The organism is Vallitaleaceae bacterium 9-2 (genome assembly GCA_038396585.1).
Taxonomy (GTDB): domain Bacteria; phylum Bacillota; class Clostridia; order Lachnospirales; family Vallitaleaceae; genus UBA1351.
Genome location: CP121691.1, coordinates 3696891 through 3723564, shown reverse-complemented (window position 1 = coordinate 3723564; position 26674 = coordinate 3696891). Strand labels below are relative to the sequence as shown.

Genomic DNA, 26674 nt, shown 5'->3' with positions numbered 1-26674 from the left:
GATGAAGAAAAGAAAAATGACAACATTTGATTACATTCTTAACATATTCTTTGCCTTAATATGTATTGCAATGTTGATTCCACTATGGAAAGTTATGGTCGATTCATTAGACCTAAAAACAGCGTATGGTATGAAATTATGGCCGGAACAATTTGGTTTTGATGGATATATCTCCGTCTTTACTAACCCGACGCTTTATCGTCCATTAATTGTATCACTGGTATCAACCATTGCTGGGACATTTGTCGGCTTAACACTATCCACATTAGGGGCATATGTGTTAATTCAAAAGGATATGCCGGGACGAAGCTTTTTATCCGGGATGCTTTTATTTACTATGATATTTAATGGTGGATTAATTCCTACATATCTTGTTATGAATAGCTTGGGAATTACCAATACATTGTGGGTTGTTATTATGCTTCCAGCATTAAATGTATTTAACCTTGTATTGATGCGTAATTTCTTTGAAGGAATTCCAAAGTCTTTATTTGAGGCGGCAGCGATTGACGGATGTTCGCCGATGGCAACCTTCTTTAGAATCGTGCTTCCACTTTCTAAAGCGGCACTTGCGGCTATTGGACTTATGTTTGCCGTAGCTTATTGGAACGACTATACAACATATAAAATTTACATTATCAATTCCGATCTTTTTAACTTCCAGATGAAACTACGAAGTATCATCTTAGGTAGTGATTTGCCTACAGCCACAGGCTCGGCGACAGAAAATACTGTTCGAAATGCAGCGACAATGGTAGCTATCATTCCGTTTATGATAATCTATCCGTTTGCTCAAAAATATTTTGTAACAGGCATCAACCTTGGAGCGGTTAAAGAATAATGCATACACAGCATATATTTTGGGCTGGAGATTCAACGGTCAAAACAAATGACTTTAGTACATACCCTCAAACAGGCATTGGTCAAGCAATGCCTTTGTTTTTAGGGAAACATGTATGCGTGCATAACCATGCAGAAAACGGACGCAGTACAAAAAGTTTTATCGATGAGTCACGACTTGCAGTTATTTATAATGAACTAAGAGCAGGCGACTTTTTGTTCATACAGTTTGGACATAATGATGCAAAAAAAGAAGATGAATTAAGGTTTACAAATGCCTACGAGGACTATCAAATCAATTTGGAGAAGTTTATTCATGTGGCAAAAAATCGGAAGGCATACCCGGTGCTTATTACACCTTTATGTCGTAGATGGTTTCAAGATGCAACCACACTTGAACAAGACATCCATGGAGACTATCCGGATGCCATGCAAGAGGTGGCGACCAAGATGGGCGTTCCTATTATCGACTTATATGCGATGAGTCGAGAATTTATTGAATCAGCTGGAGATGAAAAGTCAAAAGAATATTTTGTAGAAGTGGATAACACACATTTGCGATATCCTGGAGCCGTTGTCTTTGCAGAGATGATTGCACGCGGGCTCTATCAATTAGGCGGACCATACAAGGAATTACTTAATGAGGCATATGATGATAAAAAACGAATATAAAAACCCAATAATTAATGCGGATTATTCGGACCCGGATGTGATTCGAGTAGGCGATACGTATTATATGACAGCATCAAGCTTTAACTATACACCTGGATTACCTATACTGGTATCCAAGGATTTGGTACACTGGGAACTTAAAAACTATGCCATACAAAACATTGACTATCCAATGTATGCCAAACCGGCCCATGCTAAAGGTGTATGGGCACCGGCGATACGGTATTATGATGGATTTTTTTGGATTTTTTATGGCATGCCGGATGAAGGTATCTTTATGGTCAAAACCCAAGACCCTCTAGATCAGTGGAGTGAGCCATACCTGTTACTTGAAGGGAAGGGATATATTGACCCATGTCCGTTTTGGGATGGAGACCGGGCATATGTCATTCATGGATATGCCAAGAGTCGTATTGGATTTAAAAGCTATCTAGGAATTTTTGAGATGTCTCTTGATGCAACAAAAGTATTAAGTGATGATACCTTTTTATTTGATGGAACTAAAACCCAGATAACGATTGAAGGTCCAAAAGTCTACAAACGTGATGGGTATTACTATATATTTGCACCAGCCGGAGGCGTAACGCAAGGGTGGCAAACGGTTCTTAGAAGTCGAGATATTATGGGGCCCTATGAAGAAAAAATCGTCTTGGAACAAGGTTCAACACCGGTTAACGGTCCTCATCAAGGAGGATGGGTTGAAGCGCCAAATGGTAGTCATTGGTTCATTCATTTTCAAGACCGAGGAATTTATGGGAGAGTTGTTCACTTACAACCGATGCGATGGGAGGACTATTGGCCGGTGATGGGTAATCATGGAGAACCGGTGCTATCTTATCCTATGCCATTTGGGCCCTCGTCTTCACAGCAAAAGATAGGGACATCCGATGATTTTAGCGGTAAGTCTTTAGGGTTACAGTGGCAATGGTTTGGTAACCACCGACCGGAGTTTTACACCTTAGATACACTAAATTCAGAACTGCACCTGCATTGTTTTAATGGACCCAACCTATGGGAGACACCTAATGTGTTGACACAGAAGTTTATGTATGACAGCTTTGAGGCAACCATTGTGATGGACTATAAAGACCTTGAGATAGGGTCACAAGCAGGATGTGTGATTCTTGGCGGTCAGTATACCTATCTTGCAGTGAAAAAAAGTGAAGAAGGAGTGCATGTAGTCCATGGGATTTCTTCAGGGAATGGAAATACACGCCAAGAAAAGATAGTAGAAACAATACAGCTGAACTTAGATACAACAAAAATTCATCTGTCGATTTGTCTAAAACAAGTGGATGGTGAGCATCAGATAAGGATGGGATATGCACAAGATGGAGAAAGAAGCATAGCATGTAAAACCCTCTTTACACCATCGGATGATACATGGGTAGGATCAAAAATCGGGCTTTATGCAATAGGAAAACAGGGAAATGCCAAGTTTGACAGTATAGAGGTGGTGCCAAATGATTGAACAAGTTATTATCAATGAAGAAATAGACAAACTAAAGTCTATTCTTGAACAAGCACCGGAACTCATCGAAAAATATACAACAGACAATATTCCATTGCCATTTGTTGCGGCAAAGACGGGGAATCTGGAGATGGTGAAGTATATCGTAGAATATTCCCGCGCAAGCATGAATACAAAAGATGCCAAATACCGTTCGATTCTTCACTATGGAACCATGTCAGGCAATCTTGAGGTGGTTCGCTATCTTGTTGAGAAGGTAGGTATGTCTCCGGTTGAAGGAGATCAAGAGTTGATAACGCCTTTTGATATTGCTAGAGCAAAGGGACTGACGGAGATAGAAGCTTATTATGAGAAGATTTGCGGTGCATCTATTGATCAGATGTATCGCAATCCTATACGTCGTGGAATGTATCCGGATCCTTCAATTGTTCGTGTCGACGATGATTATTATATGGTAAATTCAAGTTTTATTTACTTTCCCTGTATCCCTATATCCCACTCAAAAGATTTGGTTCATTGGAATGTCATCGGATATGCGATTACAAATCCACAGTGGGCTGAATTAGATGATTTAGAAGGTGGGCGTGGTTATTGGGCGCCGGATATATCTTATTATAAGGGACGATTTTATATTACAGCAACCTATCGATTAAATGATACTGGAACGGTTTATCGAAAGCAGATGGTGACGTCATCTGCCCAACCTCAAGGACCGTATGATAAGCCTGTCTTTATTGACGAAGATGGTATTGATCCATCGATTTTTAATGATGATGATGGGCGTCGATATATGCTTTTAAATCGGGGAGCGCGTATTTTTGAATTGAGTGCAGATGCAACGAAGAAAATATCTGAGGCTAGATTACTCTATTATGGAGATCAAAAACGTGCGCCGGAAGGACCACATTTAATTAAGCGTGATGGATATTATTATTTGTTCCTTGCCGAAGGCGGGACAGGACCCGGACATAGAATTACCGTGTCTCGTGCCAAAAGCTTGGATGACAACTTTATACCATGTCCTTATAATCCAATTATGCGTCAGTGGCTGGAAGATGCGCCGATTCAACGCTGTGGTCATGGTAAACCGGTTCAAACACAAGCAGGAGAATGGTACATGGTGTATTTATGTGGCCGTTCTTTAGAAGGATATACAATGTTAGGCCGTGAAACTGCCCTTGATCCTATCTCTTGGACACCTGATGGATGGCCAATTGTAAATCAGCTTCAGGGACCGAGCACATTGCAAATTAAGCCATCTATTCGCGGGGCAATAACGCAACAAAGGATAGAAACAGTCAATACCGATTTTATTGATGATGACCATAAACTAAGCAAAGACTGGGTTTTCCCAAGACCGCCTGAGGTGGATGGAGTGTTCATCAATGGTCGACAAATCGTTCTTAAGGGAAGCCAGGATGAGCTTCATATGAAAGAAGCTAAAAATATCCTATTGCGCCGTCAGACAGAATTTGACTTTTGTGCATCCGTTGTTATGGAAAATACCAAGTTACGGCAAAAGCAGAATGCCGGACTAATATGCTATTATGATGAAAACACATGGCTCAAATTTGGTTTGTTTCATGACCGTATTATGGGAAATCAGCTATCGGTAGTTGAACATGTGGGGCATCAGCAGACCGTTGCATTAGAACAGGTAAATGTAGCAGATACGGTAAAACGCATAAAGCTTAAAGTGGTCACAAAAGGATTAAAACGTTTCTTTTATTATCAATTGGATGATGGAAAACTTCAATTATTAACAGGACTTGACAACGTCTATTATTTAAGTGATGAAGGTATTAAGCAAGGAAAACGCTTCACAGGAGCGATGGTGGGAGTATATGCTTATGGAGGAAAGACAGAGCTTTTAGTTCCTTTTGAAAAATTCCACTATGGTCTTGATACTCAAACCTATTTATGACAGTGACAGAAAATAAGGGGTAAGGAAAATAAAATGCGCAAAAAACGTACGGAAGATATTATTCTAGAAAGTTTTAGACAACATCGGCATAAGCCGAGTCGTATACTTGTTGGTATGTTTAAAGGGAATTATTATCGATTTGCACTTTCGGGACTGTTTTATATGATTAAACATAGCCCGGCATGGGTAATGCCCATTGTCATTGCTAATATTGTCAATGCAGTCATGTATACATCCGAAAAGCCGGAACAGACAATTTTTCTAAATGCATTGGTGATTTCGGTTTTGGTTCTCCTAAATATTCCGATGAATTATTTACATATTCATTTTAGTTCTACCGCAGTTCGGACAGTAGAAGGTGGACTTCGAAGTGCGCTTATTAACAAATTACAACAATTATCCATACGGTTTCATAAGAATGTTCAATCGGGAAGAATTCAATCCAAGGTTATACGTGATGTTGAGGCGGTGCAAATGCTGTCATCGCAAATTTTTGTCACACTTTTAAATATTACGATTAATATTTCTATTGCACTTGTGATTACTGCTCTAAAAAATCGTGTTGTTTTTTTGTTCTTTTTATTAACGATACCGGTTGCATCTTTAACCATCGTCTTTTTTAGAAAAAGGATACGTCAACAAAATCACCTCTTTAGAAAAGAGGTAGAGACAACATCAGCTAGAGTGATGGACATGCAAGCCATGATTCCTGTGACCAAGGCACATGGATTGGAAAAGCTTGAGATGCGCCGTATGAAAGAAATCGTTGAAAAAGTCTCCGAAGAAGGCTATCGACTCGATATCATTCAAGCGAATTTTGGATCGGTTAGTTGGGCGATTTTTCAGATTTTTCAAATCGGTGCGTTGATTTTTACCGGATTCATGGTGTTAAAAGGGCGGATACCCGGAGGAGATATCGTTCTGTATCAAAGCTATTTTACGACCATTGTAGCACAAGTATCCTCATTGATTATGTTGTTGCCAACGATGGCAAAAGGCTTAGAGTCAATCAGCAGTATTGAAGAAGTACTTAATGATGATGACACGGAAGATAATTCAGGTAAACTGATTGTAGAAGGGGTCAACGGAGACTTTACATTTAATGATGTCCACTTTAAGTACCAAGCATCACAAGAGCATGTGCTTCACGGGATTAACTTAGATATCAAAGCTGGGGAGACAGTCGCTTTTGTAGGAGAATCAGGGGCAGGAAAATCGACCATCCTAAACTTGTTAATCGGTTTTGAACTCCCAACACAGGGACAACTTATGGTTGACGGGACACCCATTGATGCCATTAATTTAAGAACCTACAGAAAACATATTGCCGTCGTGCCTCAGCAGACGATTCTATTTTCTGGAAGTATTCGCGACAATATCACCTATGGGATGCAATCTGTAAGTGATGAAAAGGTTCAGTGGGCAATTCGTGCAGCAAATCTAGAAAGCCTGGTTCGTGAATTGCCGGAAGGATTGGATACCAAAGTCGGAGAGCATGGTAATAAGCTGTCTGGTGGACAGCGCCAACGTATTGCCATTGCAAGAGCGCTGATTCGTAATCCACAGGTTATCTTGTTTGATGAAGCGACGTCGGCACTTGACAGTGTATCCGAATCCTTGATTGTGGAAGCGATGGACCAATTAATAAAAGGGCGAACCACATTTATGGTCGCCCATCGGCTGTCAACAATTCGCGGAGCAGATAAGATTTGTGTTTTGGATCATGGACATATTGTAGAGATAGGTTCTTACGAGGAATTGATGGCAAAAAAAGGCGCTTTTTATCATATGAAAAGCATGCAAAGTTAAACTATATGCTCTCAAAATAGCCGTTGAATTCATGAAAGAGCGTCTCTTCAATCTTTTTTATAAAGATGGAGAGGCGTTTGTCTTTATGAAAAGTCAGATGGAAATCGATGGAACCTATACACGCATCAATAAGATGTGTTTTGATATGTAATTGATTTGTGCATAAGTTGTGTCCATAGGAAAATACCCGCTGATGATATCTTGCTATAGTCGATACGATGCCATGGTCAAATCCAAAAGGAATATCAAAAACCTCTTGATCTTGTTCAAAGCTTAATATACCTTGGTTTTTGACTGGATCAATATCAAGTGTGACATGGTGAAAACCAGAGGTATTCGTGGCGAGTGCGTAGCGGTTGTGGAATGCTTGAGTACAGTTTTCAACAGGGTGATCTATGGATAAGTGGTTTAATCGCTGACACAATTGTTGATAAGTCGAGAGGTTTTTTGGGAGCGGTGCCTGACTTAATGGACGTACAATATGGTCATAAACAGCCTTGATAATAGTGGCATTGCCTTCTTTAAGCCCTTGGGTATCCGCTGTAGTTACAACAATAAGATCATGTTTAGGATAGCATAAAGCATATTGACCACCCATTCCAAAGCAGGCGTATCCTTCATGGCGAAGTTGCCAAAACTGATAGCCATATCCTTGTTGCTCTTCAATAGAGTTCGTCTGGTAGAGCGTTGAGGTAAGATTGGATGTTGCATCACGCAGGTAGGGATTATCTGTACGTTCCATCATAACTTTTTGTGCAAAAATCAAAAGGTCTATAGGACGGGCCATTAATCCGGAGCCGCCCATAGCCTCGCCAAAAGGATCGTTTAGAATATAAGCGTCAGGACTAAAATCGGTGCCATGCAAAAAAGTCTCTCGAAGATAATCGAGAACATTTTTACCGCTGATACGCTTAACAAGGGCCCCTAATGTATGGCTTGAGGACGTGTCATAATTAAAATGACTGCCGGGGCGATGGCTAGGTGGTGTTGTAAAGAAGCTCTGGACCCAATTGAGACTTGCATCATGCTTATAAGTAGTTGCACGGTGACATGTTTCCATTTTGAGAAGGTGCTCAATTGTCATCGATTTAATATAGGGATGCGTATCTTTGGTTACATAATCTGAAAAATAATCACAGATAGGGTCAGAAAGGCAAAGGTGTCCACGGGATATGAGTTCACCAATAGCAACACAAACTAAGGATTTTGTTACAGAAAACAGGCGATGGAGCGTTTCTTTTTTATAGGGTGCATAGTAACCTTCAGTGACGAGGGCACCGTGGCGATAAATCAATAAACTATGCATGGGAATCTTGGCATCTTCCAGTGTTGTTAAGAGCGTTAAAACATCCTTGGATGCGATGCCAACAGATTCAGGGGATTGAGAGCAAAATGTCATGACTAAAGTTCCTTTCGAGCTTGATTTGGTGACATACCATAGATCTTTTTAAATACACGTCGGAAGGTATGGGGGCTGTTGTAGCCAACTTGCTGATAGATTTCTTGAATGGTTAACGAGGTGTCTTTTAATAACAAGGTGGCGCGTTCCATACGTTTTCGTTCTAGGTAGTTTGAAAAATTGATGCCCATTTCTTCTTTGAACAGATAAGAAAAGTAACTCTCGGAAATAGGAAATTCGTCAGCGATTTTACTTAAGCAAAGGGATGGGTCTTCAAAGTTTGCATCAATATATTCTTGAATGGTTTTGATGAGATCGTTGTTGCTTGTTTTCTTTTCAAAAAGTGTTCCAAGGTGAAGTGCAATGTCTTCACAAAGTTTTAACGACATATGCTGGTCGAACAAGGAATCAATAGCTTGTAAAGCGTCGGCATGTTCTTCATTCCCTTTGATATCAAAGCGGATTTTGAATAAAGTGTTACGAATATCGGTAAGAAGATATTGAATCATATGTATCGGGAGTGAACGAACTTCCATATTTTCATGACGAATCACTTCAAAAATTTCTAGAATTTGACTGGTATTTCCTGTCGTGACAAAATTGGTGAGTTGGCGTGTTAATTCTATAGGATAATAAAATCCGGGAGACTTTTCAGTAATTGATTGATATATTTTCATAGGGCTTTTCTTGGTTGTGTAGCTAATGGCTTGCTTGGCTTGTTGGAAGGATTTCCAAGTCGGCATCAGCCCTTCATTCCAGTCCCCAAGGCCTGCAAAGGTCCAAATGGAATAATTTTTGATAAGGTCATCGTGCAAGGCAAGAAACTGCTGTTTGATATAGCTTGTGGACTCTTCTTTAGATGTCGTTAAAGGACAGCTTAATAAAAGCGTGTACTCTCGTTCGTTGATACTTAGTATGTATGGGGGCTCGTCAAAGTAGTCTAACAGGGCATCTTCGATGATTTCCTTGTGATGGAGTGTATCGGGACCGGTTACCATGGAATTATCGACTTGCAGTTCATACTGACTTAGGTAGATGACTAAGTGCAAAATGGCAAATTTTTGGTTGTTGCTAGGGATGTCCAAATATTCCTGAGCATAGGCAAGCTCTTCAGCACGTGAGATGTTACCTTCAATGATTTTGTGCAGATAGGTATCCATGATCAGTGGTTTTTGATTTTCAACAAGTTCTTGTAAGTGTTCTTGATGTGTTAACGTATTTTCTAATTCTGTCCCTAACTGTGTAAACCGTTTCATACTTGTTCTGGATAAGAAAAGAAAAAGGAACACACTAATGAGCAATGAAAGACCTAAAATACTAAAGAAAATATTGCGATATTGATTAAGAGAGTATAGAGCGTCGTCTTTGGGTTGGACTAAAAAATAATTCCAGTCATTGTAGGTAGAACGACTGTTGGTAATTAACATCTGGTGTTCGTTGATGGTCGCTTCTGAGATGCCCTGTGCGTCATGAAGTTTAAGTAAATCAGCTTCAAGCGCCTTAGAGACTGCGTTGTCATCATGTTGACTTAACGTAAAAATAGGACGATTATTGCTGTCAGTTACAAAGACAAAACCATCGTCATAGGTATGAAGCTCTGAGAATATGTTGGATAACTTGTTGTGGTCAATTTCAAAGCACAAAGAAGCAGGAATGTTTTTTAGAGTATAGTTTTCTAGAGGCATCATATACAAATATACGGATGCTCCGCTACGTTTGTAGTCGTCCAACGCGATAAACTGATAATTAAGGGCTCCGTCATTGACGAGCTGCATAAAATCGTTATAGTAGGTCGGTGTATATTTTTGCACATAGAAAAAATAGCTTTCTTGAAAAATGCTTGATGATAAGAAAAAATTAGGATCCCTTAAATAAATGTAGGCATCATTAATTGGGAGAGTGGCTTGGGTTAGCCCATAGACAGACAAATCATCCATTGCATGATAGGCACGCAAATAGAAATCTTGGGCCTGATTATTCCCTTGATTAGCTAAATATACGATATTAGAATTTTCAACCATTTGCCCGGCGAGTATTTCCATTCGACGTAATGAAGAATCCATATCGTGGATAGTTTTTTCAAGCATAAAATGGTTTTGGGCTTTGATTTCCTTGCTGACATTTTCGATGCTCAAGTTATATAGATAAACACCGGTGATTAAAATTGTCAAAATAATTGTGCTATATAAAAAAACAAGCTTACGTAAAAACTTTGCATTTTTTGACTTCATAGATACGACCGTTCTTTCCTTGGATTTTATCGAATTGTATGCCGATATAGCATGATTATACAGTAATGGAGCGGGTTTGGCAAGGGTGTTGTCTACAACGCAAAAAGATGATGATAGAGCAATATTTGACAGATATATAGAGGTGGAGAGCAAGAAAAGAATAGAAGATACATACGAAAACTTGTTACAATGAATAAAAAACTATTTTTCAGAGAAAGTATGAGTAACAAATTGAGATGTACGTAAAGAAAGGGTTAATATGATACTTAAAGAAACCAAAGCAACATGTCGTAGCATAAGTATTGAACTTGAAAATACTTCATGTGTTTATGCACCATTTGATTATGAAGTCTATGTAAACAACACATTAGTGATTAGGCAAACAAATAAAAATGTCATCAGTCTGTTTGATTTATGTCCAAGTACCTCTTATGACATCTGCATAAAGCAAACCAAAACACAGGAAGTACTTGAATTTTCAGTGACAACCAAAGCGGAAAGTGTTCGATTAAATGTACAAAGTTTTGGCGCTAAAGGGGATGGTAAGCAGCTTGATTCTATATATATTCAAGCTGCGATTGCTGCCTGCCCTCAACATGGGACTGTCTATATTCCTAAGGGGAACTACGTCTGTACACCGATTTTTCTAAAAAGTGATATAACGCTTGAGCTTGATGAACATGCGGTATTATTAGGGCATACGGATCGCTTGTTATATCCGATTTTACCGGGATATACGATGACCAGTGATGAAAAAGATGAGTACTATCTCGGAACATGGGAAGGAAATCCGCTTGACAGCTTCGCCAGCTTGATTACAGGTATCAATGTGGAGAATGTAGCGATTATCGGAAGAGGAACACTTAACGGAAATGGATGTGAAAGCGATTGGTGGCAAGAACCAAAGCGCCGACGTGGTGCATGGCGGCCGCGAACACTGTTTTTAAATCAGTGTAATCACATTATGGTACATGGAATCACAGTAAAAAATTCACCTTCATGGACAGTACATCCTTACTTTAGTTCTCATCTTGAGTTTGTCGATATGCACATTGAAAATCCAAAAGATTCACCCAATACGGATGGTCTGGATCCAGAATCATGTGATCATGTTGAGATTATTGGAGTACATTTTTCGGTTGGAGATGATTGTATTGCGCTTAAAGCCGGCAAGTTATATATGGGAAAAAAAAGAAAGACACCATCTAAGGATATCACGATTCGCAATTGCCATATGCAACATGGACACGGTGCAGTCGTGATTGGCTCAGAAATGTCGGGAGGCGTTTGGGATGTTTGTGTGGAGCGATGCATCTTTGAAAAAACCGATCGGGGGCTACGCATAAAGACGCGTCGTGGCCGTGGTGAGCAGGGACGTATCGACAATATTATATTTCGAAACATTCAAATGGAGCAAGTATTGACACCATTTGTGATGAATATGTTCTATTTTTGTGATCCGGACGGCAAGACAGAATATGTCTGGTCAAAGGAAAAATTACCGGTGACACAAGAGACGCCTTATCTAGGACAGTTCTTATTTGAAAATATTCATTGTAACAACAGCCATGTGGCGGCAGGTTTTTTTGCAGGACTTCCTGAACAACCGATTGAAAAGATACATATGAAAAATGTCTTTGTTGGCTTTAGCGAAGAGGCGACAAAGGAGGTTCCGGCAATGATGAGCTTTATTGAGCCTGTAACCAAACAAGGGATTGTTGCTCAATATGTGTCAGAGCTTATTCTTGAACAGGTGGATATGCAAGGTATTATTGGAGAAAAATATACAATGGAACAGGTAGATACACTTAGACACTAAAGGAGAAGATTATGGAACAACATGTATTAGATCAAATACAAAAATATTTAGACCAACTCATTGAAAAATCAAGCCCTATTTCCCCGGCATGGAATATGGAAAAAATTCTTTCAGGGGAACAAAACAAATGGAATTATATCGATGGATGCATGATGAAAGCGATTTTGGATATGTACTTCATCACGGAAGACAAAAAATATCTCGAGTTTGTGGATCAGTTTATTGATTACTTTGTGATGGATGATGGCCAGATTAAAACCTATGAAAAGACAACCTATAACTTGGATAATATCAACGAGGCAAAGGTGCTTTACCCTTTATATGAATTGACCGGTAAGGAAAAATATCGAAAGGCGATTGAAACTATATATGCTCAACTTCAAGAGCAGCCAAGGACTCAAGAAGGAAACTTTTGGCATAAGCAGATCTATCCAAATCAAATTTGGCTGGATGGGCTGTATATGGCTCAGCCATTTTATATGAGCTATGAGACAAAGTATAATGGCTTCAAAAATTATAAAGATATCGTGGGACAATTCAAAGTGGTTGAAGCCATGATGAAAGATTCAAAGTCAGGTCTCTATTACCACGCCTATGATTCTTCCCGGGAGATGTTTTGGTGTGATAAGACCACAGGACTATCAAAGAATTTTTGGGGACGAGCGATGGGATGGTATGTCATGGCTATTTTGGATACGGTTGAAGCCATGGATGAGCAGATTTTTGAAGATTATAAGTACTTGATTGATTTGTTCAAAGAGGTTATCGACGCACTATTAAAGGTACAAAGCGACAGTGGTATGTTTTACCAAGTTCTTGACCGAGCGGATGTAGAAGGTAACTACCTAGAGACAAGTGCAAGTGCTATTATTGCCTATGCAATTTTTAAAGGTGTGAATATGGGCGTTCTTCCTAATCGTTATGCAGCATATGGATATAAGACCTATGAAGATATATGCCGACGTTATCTTAAAGAAGAAAACGGTCAGCTAAGTTTAGGTGGGACTTGCCTAGTGGCAGGCCTTGGCGGCAAAGAACGACGGGATGGAACGATTGAGTACTATCTATCAGAACCGGTCGTTGAGAGCGAAGCTAAAGGTGTAGCGCCATTTTTGATGTGCTATACAGAGATTTTACGGTTTGAGACATCAACGAATTGATTTTTTAGGTGAAGACTGGCGATATTCTTTTGGGCTTTGGCCAGTATAGGACTTGAATTGTTTGTCAAAAGCGGAGATATTGGCATAGCCTAACTCATCAGCAATGGAGCTAATGGGACGAGAGGTTTCTTTTAACAGGCGTTGACCTTCAATAATACGAAGCTGTTGGATGTATTTATTGATGGTGACGCCTGTTGTTTTTTTAAAGGAACGGCTTAAGTAATAGGGGCTGATGAAAAATGTGTCGCTTAATTGCTGTAGAGAAATCTTTGTCTTGTAGTGCGTTTTTAGATAGTCGATGACTTGATAGATACGTTGTTTGACAGAGTTTTTGTTTTTGGGAGCCGATTCGTTTGCTTCAATATACCTGGCAACATCAATCAACAGCGTTGTGAGTAGTAGTTGCAAGCGTGTGGTAAAGAAAGCGTCTTGCTGAGAGGCTTCATCAATCATTGCATTAAAAATAGTCTCAATATGACTTCGCATGGTCGCATCGAGTGCAAGGACATGTCGCTTTGAAAATGTTTTTTGTATGAGAGCGGTTGAATCTGTCATAGGAAGAAAATCCGGACGAAAGCTTAAAAGTAGACGTTCATGGGCAAGACCGGTGTCCATGGTTTTATGCAAAATATAGGGTGGAATCATGACAAGAGAACCTGCCTCAATAGAATAGGTTTGATTATTAATGTAATATTGACGAGAGCCCTTGTTCAAATAATAGATCTCGTATGCATCGTGAAAATGGCATGCATTCATGGTGTAGTTATTATATGCTTTTGATTTAATGCGAAAGTGATCAACAACATAATCAATATTTTTGGTAATCATACATCCTCCCAAGTCCTTATCATATTCTATCGTATTCCCAGATTGATATTTAATCCATTCTAGCATAGAAGGTTTAAAGCGTCAAAACAAAGAACAAATCGAATTTTACATAAAACAGTCACAAATCTGTCACATTTGATTCCTATAATAAGAGTATCAAAAAAAGATGAAAAAAACGAATGGAGGAATTCAAATGAAAAAATTATTAGTAACATTAACAGCAGTAGCGATGCTTATCCTAAGTGTCGCAGCAGTATCAGCAGCAGAGGTTGAGACGACAGACAGCAACATGGATGCAGCAACTTTTTTAGAAATACGATTAGAGCAGTTGGATGAAGCCTTAGATAGTGGATTAATCACTCAAGAACAATACGATCTTATGGTTGAACATATGACACAAGTGGCTGAAGAAGGCGTCTTTGGTAGAGGTCCTAATGGATATCTATACAATGAAGATTGTGTATTAGGTGAAGATGGACATCTTCAAATTTTTAGAAACGATACTTCAGGCTTACGTCAAGGACAAGGAAATGGTGTAAAACAAAGAAATGCAGATGGTACAGGTCTTGGACTTGGACGAGGACGTGGTCAAGGCTTAGGAATCTGTCATTAAGCTTTACCTATAACGAAAAGAAGCGATCGGAAGGGAGCCTTCCGATTGCTTTTTTTCTGAATGAAAAGAATAGGTTATTATAAAACTTTAATAAAAAAAAGCGCTAAAGCATGATATAATATAGTCGCAAATGGTTAGGTGACTGTGAGAGGAATGTGCTATGCAACGACTTAAAAGAATGCTAAATGCCTTAAAGCGTTTATTAGTAAGACTTATTCGACTATCCTTGGTTGCGCTAGTAATTATACTCGCGATTAATGGATATGTTGTTTTTAAATATAGAGAACGGATAATTACACTAGAAGAAGCAAAAGCAAAAGATGTAGATTGTATTCTCGTCCTTGGTGCAGCCGTTTGGGGAGGGACACGTCCTAGTCCGATGCTTCAAGATCGCTTAGATAAAGGGATTGAACTTTATAATCAAGGGGCATCCCCGCGGATGCTGATGAGCGGTGATCATGGTGGGCAATACTATGATGAAGTTAATGTCATGAAAAATTATGCGATGGATGCTGGAATCGAAGATAGTCATATCTTTATGGACCATGCAGGTTTTTCAACGTATGAATCCATGATACGGGCCAAAGAGGTCTTTGAAGTAGATTCAGTGATTATTGTGACACAAGGCTATCACTTATCTAGAGCCTTGTATGTAGCCAATGAATTAGGGCTTGAGGCATATGGTGTCGCATCAGACCCTAGAAAGTACAATGGGCAATTTTATCGGGATTTACGTGAAATGGCAGCTCGAGTTAAAGACTTTGGAACGGCACTGCTAAAACCTCAACCAACCTATTTGGGTGAAGTGATTCCCATAAGCGGTAGTGGCGAAGCAACCAATGATTAAATAAGGAGGCTATTTTTATGAATGAAAATATGTGCCAATACTGCATGTATTATGATTATGATATAGAAGAAGATGTATATTTTTGCTCGATGGACCTAGATCAAGATGACCTTGAAAAAATGTTTTATAGTGGACGAGTCGAATGTACGGCTTTTCGTATGGGGGATGACTATACTATCGTTAAAAAGCAAGGTCAATAAAGCAAGGCCAATAAATCACAAGGCAATAAAACCGCCTACTATGAGCGGTTTCGCTTGGCGTATTCTTTTGGCGAGCAGCCGTGAATGGCTTTGAATTTTTTGCTAAAGTAGAACACATCTGAATAGCCAACACACTCTGAAATTTCTGTAATGGAGGTGTCCGTATGGGTCAAGAGATCTTTTGCCTTATCCATACGAATGTTGGTAATATATTGTAACAAGGACTGTTGCGTAATCTTTTTAAAGGTTGTGCCTAAATATGTAGGCGTAAAATCAAAATATGCAGATATTTCAGCGACCGATAAATCATTGGCAGTATAGTTTTTGTTAATATAATCGATGACTTTATTGACCAAAACGGTATTCGATGGCTTATCGTGTACAACGGTTTCCAAACACTGGGAAATATAGAGCATCATTGTTTCTTTTATATCTGTTAATGCATAGCTATCTAAAATCAAATCTTGAATCGTTGTTTCGATGAGATTAAATTGATGAGGGTAGCTTATTTTTAATGTGATAAAGATCTCTGTAACGGCAATTAGTAAATAGTCGTAGGACTCAGCCTGTTGAATATTGAAAAATAAATTATCGAGTAATTGTTCAATCGCGGCGACATCTTTTGCATTTAGATAAACGGTTAGCTGGTTTCTTATAGAAACCGACCCGGAAGTGGTGATGGTATGGGAAGCGTTATCCGCAAGGATAATCTTATCCTTTGGCTTAAAGTAGCGTGTATTAAGTGCCGTGAATGTTGCCTGATAGGCATCTGCCCAGACGTCCTGAATGGGGAGGATATGGCTAAACGCAGCAAAGTAATGGATGGTATGGGATAAATATTGGTTTAAAACGGTTGAAAATAGATGAACAAGTGTATTGCGCTCAATAGGTTTAGCCATCAGCAATTGAAAGATAGTGATGGATTCAGATTCTTGAAATGAGACGATGTCATAGTCTGTGTAATGTTCTGCTTTGAATAAAGCGGATAATTGTTGCGCGATTTGTTCAACATGTGAATTATGGTGCGTCGGCAGATAGAGGCTTACAAATGCCGTGTATGCATAGCGTGTGATGGCAGGCATCAATTCTGCCAAAGAAGAAAAAGCCATCGTAGCATCAATAACTTTATATAAGGTGTTCTTTTGAATATAGCGTTGATAATTGTGTAGGTCAAGATCGGCTTTTCTTTGGGTTAGAATTCGTGCCTTGCAATTTTCAAGGGTCTTATTAAGATCGGCTTTATTAATTGGCTTGACCAAGTAATCTTCAACCCTTAACTTTAATGCGGTTTGTGCATAATCAAAACGGTTAAAACCGGTTAAAATAATAATCTTTGTCTTATATTTATGTGTATAGACATGCTCGGCAACTTGTAGGCCGGACATAGAAGGCATATTAATATCAAGAAGCAATATGTCAATATCATTTTGATCCAAAAAACGTATGGTTTCTTCCCCGGTTTCTGCTTCTCCAATACATATCATATCAAGAGATTCCCAATCAATAATTTTTTTGATACGTTGACGAATAAAGTATTCGTCATCGGCAATAAGTACGTTAAACATAGATAAACTCCTTTTCAGTTATGCTTTTATGCGTATAATAACAAGGCAACCCTTGGGGGCATTTTTTGAGATGGTGATACCATAATCATCACCATAGTATAGTTTGATACGTTGGTTGGCATTTTTTAAACCAAAGCTTCGACTGTCTTGATCCCAAATGCGTTGAATGGTTTCTTCTTTAATGCCGATACCGTTGTCTTGAATATGGAAATAGACGGAACCGTCTTCTTCAAAGACACGAATCTGAATATGCCCTTTTCCGTTCATCTCTTTGATACCATGATAGATGCTGTTCTCGACAATAGGTTGAAGTAGCAGTTTAAGGCACTGTTTATTCTTCAAATACTCGGAACATTCAATCGTATAATCAAATTTTTGATAGTAGCGTACCAGCATAATCTTAAGATAGGACTCGATAATCGATAGCTCTTGTCCAATGGTAATATAGATGCTGCCATCATTAAGTGCTTCCCGATAAAAATTCGAAAGATTCATGACCACATCCACAAGGATATCTTTTTCTTCCATCTCAGCCAGAGAGCATATATTATCTAAAGCGTTATATAAAAAATGCGGGTTGACTTGTTGCTGAAGTAAATCAAGGGAGAGCTTTTCTTTTAACTGTTGCTCGTTAATGAGGTCAGAGGTCAACTTGGTTTGCGCTTTTAACATGGCATTAAACTCATGGTATAAAAACTGGATATCTTTATCATATGTCGCGCTGTTAAGCGGGGTCCAATCCCCTTTGATGACTTTTTGAATATGACGAATCAAAAAATCAATGGGCATGGTGATGGTTTTAGATATCTTAAGAGATAACAAACTTGCTAATATCAATCCTAGAATAGTGATGCCTGCGGACACAAGGATAAGGGAATACATGGGTTCTAAGAAAAAGTTGCGATTAATAGCATAAACCAAATACCAGTCGAGTCGGTCATAATATTTGTAAAAAACAATGTCATCATTAACATAATTAAAGCCGGAAGATTCCGGGACAATAATATCTAAAAAATCGGCGTAGTATTGGTAGAGCTTGTAGGACCCATCGGTACTGCGGACAAATCCATGATGATCAACAATAAATTGATTGCTATAGTGATGGGTGGACTTATTATTATAGATATTGGAAATAGAGGTTTCAGGTATGGAAATCTCTATGTAGCCAAGGAGTTTTCCGTCGTTGTAACCATAAAACTCTTGGATATATGAGATAACGCTTACGGTCTGATTCGGATAGTAAGCTTTTATTTTTTCGCGAGAAATCCATATGTTTTCGGATATGTTAATCCCATCAATATTAGGCGGTGTTGTTGCATTGTCTGTTGTGGCAATGAGCTCACGTGCAGAAGAATATATGGAGACGGAATGGATAAAAGGGGTTGACTGGATAATCGTGTTAATATCATTTTTTAAATTGAATGCATCGAGGGGGTTAAATGTTTCGGGAGCGGCATTGAATTTATCGGTAAATGTCTGAACAGATGGAGTGACAGCAATAGTTTTTCCAAAGTTTTCAACGGTATTTAAAGTAGTGTCTAACTGTTTAGTGATATAGTCCAGTTCTTTCATGGAAGCCGTCGAGGTAAGGCGGATGTGATAATTGTACATGATAATTGCAGTTGTGACAAAAATAAGATATATAGAAATAATCGATGTTATTAAGATTCCAATAAAGATTTTATGCTTGATACGTAAGTTTTTTATACGATTGGAAAATTGCTTCATAATATAATCTCCTTTGGAGGGTTCCTGATTATTGTATAATTAGTATATAATAGATTCGAGTTTTTGTGGGAAAATATTGAAAAAGTACAAAAAAAAGAAGTTATGTCCATGGAAGTAGAGCAATAATTTTGCTACTATTGACGTGTCACTAATAAAATTATTTTATCAATGGGGGTACCAAATGAAAAAAATAATCGCACTACTAATGATGTTAACGTTGATTTTTAGTATGACAGCTTGTGGCAACACAAATGACGAAGGAAATTCAACAACAAACTCAGGAGAAGAGACATCCACAGGAAATGAAAGCACATCCAATAACGAAGAAAAAATCGAGATTCGCCTGTTAACAAGAATGGCAGGAACAACAACTCAAGTACAAATCTTTAAAGATGTCCTTAAAGAATTTGAAGCAAAGCATCCAGATGTTGTCATCGTGGATGAATCTCAAGGGGATGAGTCCTCATTTAACAACAAACTTAAGACGGACATTGCATCAGGTACACTGCCAAATATCTTTAGAATTCAAGGGGTGGCAAACCTAAGTGATTATATTGAAAATGGCATGATTATGGATATGGGACCAGTGTATGAAGCCAATCCTGAATGGTCAGAAGGCTTAGCTAAAGGGGCAATGGACTATTATAAAGTTCCTGGATATGAAGGTTATTATGGAGTGCCTATGGAGTCTGGACTTATCGGTGTCTTCTATAATGAAAAAGTACTCAATGACGCAGGAATCGACAAGTTCCCAGAGACATGGACTGAATTAAAAGAAGCGATCGTGACATTAAACGAAGCCGATATTGTACCGATTGCTTTAGGTGCAAAGTCAACATATATGGCGGGACATTTGCACAATCAAATCTTCTACAAATGGTTAGGGATTGATGCGGCTAAAGCGCTTGGAACACGTGAGAAAAAATGGACGGATCCAGATGTTGTAGAAACGCTTGCTTATGTTAAAGAGTTATATGATATGGATGCATTCCCAGAAGGAACAGCAGGAATTAGCGATGATATTGCAGTAACACAATTCTTAAAAGGTGAAGCGGCAATGATTATCACCGGACCATGGAATATCGGAAAATTCACAAATCCTGAAGAGACAGAATATGCAGAAGATATCCACAGTGCTAAGTTCCCATATTTTGAAGAAAAACCAGAATTTAAAGATCATGATATGCAAATTATCAGCCCATATATGGTGAGTGGAGATCTTGAAGGTAAGGAAAAAGAATACACTACAGAACTTGTGATGATGTTAACATCTGCAGATGCAGCGAAGCGATATGCTGAAGAAGCACAATTTTTAATGCCTCGTAATGATATCGATATTGCAGACAATACAGTAAGCGACTTGTTTAAAGAAGTTGCAGAGCTTGGTGGAACATCAGAAGGAATTGCAGTTGACGTCTTTGACTTTGACCCGGTAGGATCTATGCAAGACCGTACAAGAAACTCTATTGTAGGTATGTTTGTGGGTAACACACCAGAACAAGCAGCACAAGAGATTCAATCAGAAATCGATAATAAGTAAAATAAAAGTTAATAAATGAGAACGGGTGCATGTTGCACTTTGTTCTCATTTTTTACAAAAGGTTAGTGAGGTAATCAGATTGAGAACATTAAAAAAAACGAAGGATAAAACCAAGCTTTTTCTCTTTTTAGCCCCTGCATTAATCATATATGTTGTATTTATGATTATTCCTATGTTAGGAGCCGTATACTTTTCTCTCGTAGAGTGGAATGGAATCAAAGGCGCAGCGTTGGAATTTGTAGGATTAAAAAATTATATAACGGCATTTAACAACCCGAATTTTATTCTATCGTTAAAGAATATGATGCGTATGGTATTTTTTAGTGTGTTGTTTCATACACCCATTGCATTGTTGCTAGCGGTTGCCATTAATAACCGATACAAAGGTTATCGAGTCTTTAAAGCGATTTTTTTCGTGCCGACCGTATTTCCACTGACAGCAGTTGGCTTGTTATGGTATTTTATCTTCATGCCCAATGGTTCAATGAATGCAATGTTGACATCGCTTGGGTTGGATAATTTAGCAACAGCATGGCTTATTAACCCCTCAACAGCGATGAATACGATTATTTTTGTAAATATATGGGTTGGAATAGGCTACTATATGGTCATCCTCTTAGCAGGGTTAACCACTATACCCAACGAAGTATATGAAGCTGCAGCACTTGATGGTGTTAATGGCGTAACCAAACTTTTTTACATTACCATTCCAATGCTTAAACCGATTATCAGCATGTGTATCCTTATGGATATCATTGGAACCGTTAAAGTCTTTGAGTTGATTTTTGTCATGACGGAAGGCGGACCGAATGGATTGACGAACTTACCGACAACGTTAATGTACTATGAAGCCTTTAGATATGATAATTATGGATTGGGTAGTGCAATAGGAATCATTATTTTATTGATTGCCTTGATTCTAACGGTTGGTGGACAACGTTTATTGCAAGGAAATAGAAAAGAGGTGTAAAAAAGTGAAAAAAAATATCAATAAAATCATTACATTTTTGTTCTTAATTGTTATGGCGGCAGCCTTTATCGGCCCCATGCTATTTACAGCATTATCATCATTTAAAAACAATGTGGAAATATTTGATTCACCTTTTGGCTTACCGGCAAAGTTCTTGTATGAGAATTATAAAGTCGCTTGGGTTGAAGCAAATATGGGAACCTATTTTATTAATAGTATCTTTATATCGGTAATGACCATTGTATTGCTTATTGTTACCGCCTCAATGGTGGCGTATGTATTGTCAAGGTTTACATTTAAATTTAACCGAGCAATTTCCCTATTTTTCTTGTTAGGAATGATGATTCCTATGCATTCAGTTTTAGTTCCTGTTGCCTATATTATTGGAATGTTTAACTTGAAAAATAATTTGATGGCTTTGATTTTAATTTATGTAGCATTTTCATTACCTTTTAGCATCATGGTATTGACAACATTTATGCGAGGAATTGATGCATCCCTTGAGGAAGCGGCGATTATTGACGGTGCCGGATATTTTCAAATCTATTGGAGAATCATGTTGCCAATGTCTGTGCCTGCAATCTCAACCATATCGATTTTTAACTTTTTAGGTGCATGGAATAATGTCTTATTCCCGCTGTTGTTCATCAACGACAATAAACTTAAGCCCATTTCTTTGGGATTGCTAAATTTTAATGGTGAACGTGGATCAGAATATGGTCCCTTGATGGCAGCAATTATTATTACTGTTTGCATACCGCTGATTATCTACCTACTATTCCAGGAAAAAGTGGAAGGTGGACTGGCAGCTGGTGCAGTAAAAGGTTAAGCAAAGGACAAAATAGGAGGAACATATGTTAAGTTATCGTCAGATTCATTTAGATTTTCACACGAGTGAGCATATTGAACATATTGGAAAAGATTTTGATGGAGAACGGTTTGCAAAACGTTTAAAAAAAGCAAATGTAGATTCAATAACATGTTTTGCCAGATGCCATCATGGAAATTTATACTACCCTTCCAAGCATCAACCAGAGCGCATACATCCTCACTTAGATAATAAGAACTTGTTGATTGAGCAAATCGATGCCTGCCATGCACAAAATATCAAGGCCCCAATCTATACCACAGTACAGTGGGATGCTTATATTGCACGAGAATATCCCCAGTGGTTAGCCGTGGATGGAGAGGGCAATCACATCAACAGTCAAAATGTAGCTGAACCGCATTTTTACTATACGATATGCCTTAATAGTGGATATAGAAAATACTTTAAAGACCACTTACAAGATATTATTGATTCTGTGGGCATCGAGCGTATTGACGGATTTTTTATGGATATACTCTTTAAAACGGATTGTAATTGTCCGGTATGCCAAGAGAAAATGGCAGAGAAAAACATGGATCCTACACAAAAAGAGAACCGTATCGAATATTCACTTCTTATGCTCAATGAATTTAAGACAGAGATTACCGCCTTTATACAAGAACGGGTTCCTGGTGTCGGTATTTTTTATAATAGCTCCCATATTGGACCAGCAATAAAAAATAACCTTGACGCATATACCCACCTGGAACTGGAATCTTTGCCAAGTGGTGGATGGGGCTATATGCATTTTCCTACGACGGTGCGTTATGCACGTCACTTAGACAAAGAAATCTTAGGCATGACAGGCAAGTTCCATACATACTGGGGGGATTTTCACTCGGTCAAAAATCAAGCAGCACTAGAGTATGAATGCTTTCAAATGCTAGCCATGAATGCCGGGTGTTCCGTCGGAGACCAACTTCACCCCCTTGGCGAATTATCTGAGGCAGGTTACAGTTTGATTGAACACGTATATGGTCAAGTGGCAAAAAAAGAACCTTACTGTTTTGGGGCAAAGGCCATTACTGAAATTGGCGTATTAACACCCGAAGAATTTTATACTTCAAAAGATCATGACTTAGGGTTGCCACCAAGTTTGATGGGGACTGTCCGCATACTTCAAGAATTGAGCCTTCAGTTTGATATTATTGATAGTGAAATGGATTTTTCAAAATATAAGCTGTTGATTTTACCTGACCACATTCAGTACTCAACATACTTGAATGAGCGCTTAGAAAATTATATCGGTCAAGGAGGTAAAGTGCTTGGAAGTTACCAATCAAACCTAGACCTTAGTGGTCAAAAGGATAATGTATTTGGGGTACGTTATCATGGAGAGTCCCCATATGATCGTGATTTTATACTTCCTAATGAAGTCGTCGCCAGTGAACTCTTTCCAGAACCTTATGTGATGTATGAAAAAGGAGCAGCAGTAGAGGCAGACAAAGCCCAAATATTAATGTCTTCAGTTAAACCTTACTTTAATCGAGAAGGCGATACTTACTGTTCCCACCAGCATGCACCATCATCAGGGCAAGAAGGAACGCCGGCAGTTACACGCTTAGACAATGCCATCTATATATCCCATCCGATTTTTACGATTTATAATGATTATTGTCCAAAATGGTGTAAAATAGTAGTTAGAGATTTGATTCATGCTTTGATTGGCAGTGGAGTGGTGTCGCATAACGGTCCATCGACATTGTTGACGACCTTGAATCATCAAGAGGAGCATAACCGAGATGTCTTACATCTACTGCACTACATTATTGAAAAAAGAGCGAAAAATCTATATACCGTTGAAGATGTCCATACATTAAATGCGCTGGATATTAGTGTCTATGTAGGCGACCAAGAGGTTAAGCGGGTATATAATGTAACCACAGAAAAAGACATTGATTTTAAGTGCCGAGAAGACTACATTGACATTTTCAATTATGGTGTGAAAGGGCATGAGATGATATGTATACAATATTAAACCAAAAGATACAAATAGATTGTGGTATGATGCCTCAAAAATCGATAAACCTTGATTTTATGTATTCAGCAGATGGAGATAATCACCGAGGAGATTATCTCCATCTCTCTAGAGCGTTTGACAATCAGTGTCAAACGCTCATGGTTGGACTTGGAGAACGTGACAAACTTAGTACACAACGCGTTAAGGCTTGTGTTGCCAAAGGGATGAAAGCCTTAATACAAGATAAAATTAAGACCTGCAGTATTCATGTTGAGCTTTTGATCAAAGCCTATGGAGTACCTGTCGTAGACGCCCTAGTTGAAGGAATTATGCTAGGGCTATACGCACCTGTATCCTATAAACAAACACAAGAAGCGACGGAGTATGATATTTTTCTATATGGTTTTATGGAGGAGATGCAAGATGAGGTAAAACAGCGCATCACCCATGCGAAGAATCTTGTGGAAAGCATCATATTGACTCGAAACCTAGTTAATATGCCGTCGAATTACTTGACACCGATTACATTTGCAAAGATAGCGCTAGAGCTTGGACAACAAGAGCACTTTGAAGTTGATGTCTTTGACGAAGAAAAGATTCATGAACTGGGTATGAAGGCATTTTTGACGGTAGGAAGTAGCGGAAGTCAACACACACGACTTATTATTATGCGCTATTATGGCAATCCCTTAACGAAGTCAACAACAGCACTTGTAGGTAAAGGAATTACCTGCGATACCGGAGGGTATTGCCTAAAACCCAGCCAATCCATGCTTGGCATCAAAGGGGATATGGCAGGGGGTGCAACAGTGCTTGGTGTAATGTGTGCATTAGCGAAAAACCAAGTCAAAGCGAATGTCATCGGTGTCATACCGACCTGTGAGAATCGATTATCACGGGAAAGTTATGTTCCGGGAGACGTGATTGGTTCTATGTCAGGCAAAACCATTGAGATCATTAACACAGATGCTGAAGGACGGTTGATTCTTGCAGATAGTTTGACCTATGTACAGCAAAATGAAAAAGTGGATCGTGTTGTGGATATTGCAACGTTAACAGGAAGTGTTGTCTCAGCACTTGGATTTTCTACCGCGGGGATTTTGTCCAATGATCATCGATTTGCACAAGACTTTTTAGAAGCGGCAGGCGCAAGTGGCGAACAATATCTGCAACTGCCAATCTATGATGAGTATCGTCAATTATTGGAAAGTAGTATTGCCGATATAAAAAATGTGGGCGCCTCCTATTTGGGGACAATTACCGCCGGTATTTTTTTGGAAAATTTTATTCAACAGATTCCATGGATTCACGTGGACATTGCAGGGACGGCCTGGGTGGATACACCTGTGTTTGAGTATCAAACAAAAGGGGCAACCGGAAGTGGTGTGACAACATTGTATCACTTATTGAAGTCTACAAACAAATGATTAAGAAAGCTTCAAGCAAAGTAGGGAGGAAGATGATGGATTTTATTTTGGAAGCATGTGTTGATTCAGTAGAATCGGCCATCGAAGCAAAAAAAGGCGGAGCCATGCGCCTAGAATTATGCAGTGATTTGATTGTTGGAGGAACGAGCCCTAGCTTGGCTCTATATGAGTTGGTTAAGGAAGCAACCAAGATGAAGGTACATGTATTAATTCGTCCGCGGGCAGGAGACTTTTGCTATAGTCAATACGAGTTTCGTCGGATGTGTCGTGAAGTCGAACTTTTCAAGCATGCCGGTGCAGATGGAGTGGTCATTGGAATGCTTAAACCGGATGGTACACTTGATATGCAGCATATGCAAGAGCTTATAAAAATAGCAGGCAATATGCACATTACGTTGCATCGAGCTTTTGACATGTCAAAAAATCCATATGAAACTCTTGAACAGGCAAAAAAACTTGGCATCCAGACTATTTTAACCTCCGGACAGCAAAACCATTGTATAGATGGAGCACAACTGCTTAAAGAGTTAGTGGAATTATCCGCCGATCAGATTGACATTATGGTTGGAAGCGGTGTTAATGAGAATAATATTGAAGAACTTATTGATCGAACCCAAGCCCATACCTTCCATTTGTCCGGGAAAAAACGTCATGACAGCCCAATGGTTTATCGCAAGGAACAAGTGACGATGGGAAGTGAATATATTGACGAATATGCCTACTGGGTGACGGATAGTGAAAAGATACGTAAAGTATATACGAGCTTAGAAAATAAATTGAAAAAAAGGATATAAAAGGGAGGC

Annotated in this window: 21 protein-coding genes; 16 read left to right on the top strand and 5 right to left on the bottom strand. The window is 38.9% G+C overall.

Annotated elements, in window-relative coordinates; translation table 11 throughout:
- Nucleotide 1: 1 nt before the first annotated feature.
- From QBE53_16910 to QBE53_16890, 5 genes are read left to right on the top strand one after another with little or no spacing between them, the layout of a single operon-like run.
- A complete protein-coding gene (locus QBE53_16910) occupies nucleotides 2-841 on the top strand; it encodes a carbohydrate ABC transporter permease (GenBank protein ID WZL81457.1) in 840 nt (279 codons plus the stop codon).
- Nucleotides 841-1512 (top strand): rhamnogalacturonan acetylesterase, encoded by a 672-nt coding sequence (locus QBE53_16905; protein WZL81456.1) that lies wholly within the window; start codon nucleotides 841-843, stop codon nucleotides 1510-1512. The genes QBE53_16910 and QBE53_16905 overlap by 1 nt, the downstream gene beginning before the upstream one ends.
- Nucleotides 1490-2983, top strand: coding sequence for a glycoside hydrolase 43 family protein (locus tag QBE53_16900; protein WZL81455.1), 1494 nt, complete (start codon nucleotides 1490-1492; stop codon nucleotides 2981-2983). The genes QBE53_16905 and QBE53_16900 overlap by 23 nt, the downstream gene beginning before the upstream one ends.
- Entirely contained in the window at nucleotides 2976-4907 is a 1932-nt protein-coding gene (locus QBE53_16895; protein WZL81454.1) for a family 43 glycosylhydrolase, read from the top strand. Before QBE53_16900 ends, QBE53_16895 begins: the two co-directional genes overlap by 8 nt.
- A 33-nt stretch (nucleotides 4908-4940) precedes the next feature.
- Nucleotides 4941-6716: an ABC transporter ATP-binding protein gene (locus QBE53_16890; GenBank protein ID WZL81453.1), complete on the top strand. Its 1776-nt coding sequence runs from the start codon at nucleotides 4941-4943 to the stop codon at nucleotides 6714-6716.
- 1 nt (nucleotide 6717) lies between these two features.
- Here the strand turns inward: QBE53_16890 and QBE53_16885 are convergent, their stop codons facing one another.
- Both QBE53_16885 and QBE53_16880 read right to left on the bottom strand, forming a co-directional pair.
- The gene (locus QBE53_16885) at nucleotides 6718-8115 is read right to left on the bottom strand and encodes a serine hydrolase (protein ID WZL81452.1); all 1398 of its coding nucleotides are present in this window, start codon (nucleotides 8113-8115) and stop codon (nucleotides 6718-6720) included.
- A gap of 2 nt (nucleotides 8116-8117) precedes the next feature.
- Nucleotides 8118-10346 (bottom strand): AraC family transcriptional regulator, encoded by a 2229-nt coding sequence (locus QBE53_16880; GenBank protein WZL81451.1) that lies wholly within the window; start codon nucleotides 10344-10346, stop codon nucleotides 8118-8120.
- Nucleotides 10347-10605: 259 nt separating this feature from the next.
- On the opposite strand from QBE53_16880, the gene QBE53_16875 reads away from it, so the two are divergent.
- Both QBE53_16875 and QBE53_16870 read left to right on the top strand, forming a co-directional pair.
- On the top strand, nucleotides 10606-12165 hold the full coding sequence (locus QBE53_16875; GenBank protein ID WZL81450.1) for a glycoside hydrolase family 28 protein: 1560 nt from the start codon (nucleotides 10606-10608) through the stop codon (nucleotides 12163-12165).
- 11 nt (nucleotides 12166-12176) lie between these two features.
- Entirely contained in the window at nucleotides 12177-13325 is a 1149-nt protein-coding gene (locus QBE53_16870; GenBank protein WZL81449.1) for a glycoside hydrolase family 88 protein, read from the top strand.
- Here the strand turns inward: QBE53_16870 and QBE53_16865 are convergent.
- The gene (locus QBE53_16865) at nucleotides 13314-14153 is read right to left on the bottom strand and encodes an AraC family transcriptional regulator (protein ID WZL81448.1); all 840 of its coding nucleotides are present in this window, start codon (nucleotides 14151-14153) and stop codon (nucleotides 13314-13316) included. The two genes, QBE53_16870 and QBE53_16865, sit on opposite strands and share 12 nt — an antisense overlap.
- Nucleotides 14154-14346: 193 nt before the next feature.
- Between QBE53_16865 and QBE53_16860 the strand changes: the two genes are divergently transcribed.
- From QBE53_16860 to QBE53_16850, 3 genes are all read left to right on the top strand, one after another.
- On the top strand, nucleotides 14347-14766 hold the full coding sequence (locus QBE53_16860) for a hypothetical protein (GenBank protein ID WZL81447.1): 420 nt from the start codon (nucleotides 14347-14349) through the stop codon (nucleotides 14764-14766).
- Between the two features lie 160 nt (nucleotides 14767-14926).
- A complete protein-coding gene (locus QBE53_16855; GenBank protein ID WZL81446.1) occupies nucleotides 14927-15613 on the top strand; it encodes an ElyC/SanA/YdcF family protein in 687 nt (228 codons plus the stop codon).
- 17 nt (nucleotides 15614-15630) lie between these two features.
- Nucleotides 15631-15813: a DUF6472 family protein gene (locus QBE53_16850; GenBank protein WZL81445.1), complete on the top strand. Its 183-nt coding sequence runs from the start codon at nucleotides 15631-15633 to the stop codon at nucleotides 15811-15813.
- Nucleotides 15814-15851: 38 nt separating this feature from the next.
- Here QBE53_16850 and QBE53_16845 read toward each other — a convergent pair whose 3' ends face one another.
- Together QBE53_16845 and QBE53_16840 are read right to left on the bottom strand one after the other, a co-directional pair.
- Entirely contained in the window at nucleotides 15852-17378 is a 1527-nt protein-coding gene (locus QBE53_16845) for a response regulator (protein WZL81444.1), read from the bottom strand.
- Nucleotides 17379-17396: 18 nt separating this feature from the next.
- Nucleotides 17397-19106, bottom strand: a complete 1710-nt coding sequence (locus QBE53_16840) for a histidine kinase (GenBank protein ID WZL81443.1) — start codon at nucleotides 19104-19106, stop codon at nucleotides 17397-17399.
- A gap of 181 nt (nucleotides 19107-19287) precedes the next feature.
- Here QBE53_16840 and QBE53_16835 point away from each other — a divergent pair, with 181 nt between their 5' ends.
- The 6 genes from QBE53_16835 (at nucleotide 19288) to QBE53_16810 (ending at nucleotide 26665) form a co-directional block, all read left to right on the top strand.
- Complete coding sequence (locus QBE53_16835) at nucleotides 19288-20646, top strand: extracellular solute-binding protein (protein WZL81442.1); 1359 nt, start codon at nucleotides 19288-19290, stop codon at nucleotides 20644-20646.
- Between the two features lie 79 nt (nucleotides 20647-20725).
- Nucleotides 20726-21616 (top strand): sugar ABC transporter permease, encoded by an 891-nt coding sequence (locus tag QBE53_16830; protein WZL81441.1) that lies wholly within the window; start codon nucleotides 20726-20728, stop codon nucleotides 21614-21616.
- Between the two features lie 4 nt (nucleotides 21617-21620).
- The gene (locus QBE53_16825; protein ID WZL81440.1) at nucleotides 21621-22445 is read left to right on the top strand and encodes a carbohydrate ABC transporter permease; all 825 of its coding nucleotides are present in this window, start codon (nucleotides 21621-21623) and stop codon (nucleotides 22443-22445) included.
- Nucleotides 22446-22470: 25 nt separating this feature from the next.
- Nucleotides 22471-24462, top strand: coding sequence for a beta-galactosidase trimerization domain-containing protein (locus tag QBE53_16820; GenBank protein WZL81439.1), 1992 nt, complete (start codon nucleotides 22471-22473; stop codon nucleotides 24460-24462).
- Entirely contained in the window at nucleotides 24447-25871 is a 1425-nt protein-coding gene (locus QBE53_16815) for a leucyl aminopeptidase (protein WZL81438.1), read from the top strand. Before QBE53_16820 ends, QBE53_16815 begins: the two co-directional genes overlap by 16 nt.
- Before the next feature lie 32 nt (nucleotides 25872-25903).
- Entirely contained in the window at nucleotides 25904-26665 is a 762-nt protein-coding gene (locus QBE53_16810) for a copper homeostasis protein CutC (GenBank protein WZL81437.1), read from the top strand.
- Nucleotides 26666-26674: the final 9 nt, after the last annotated feature.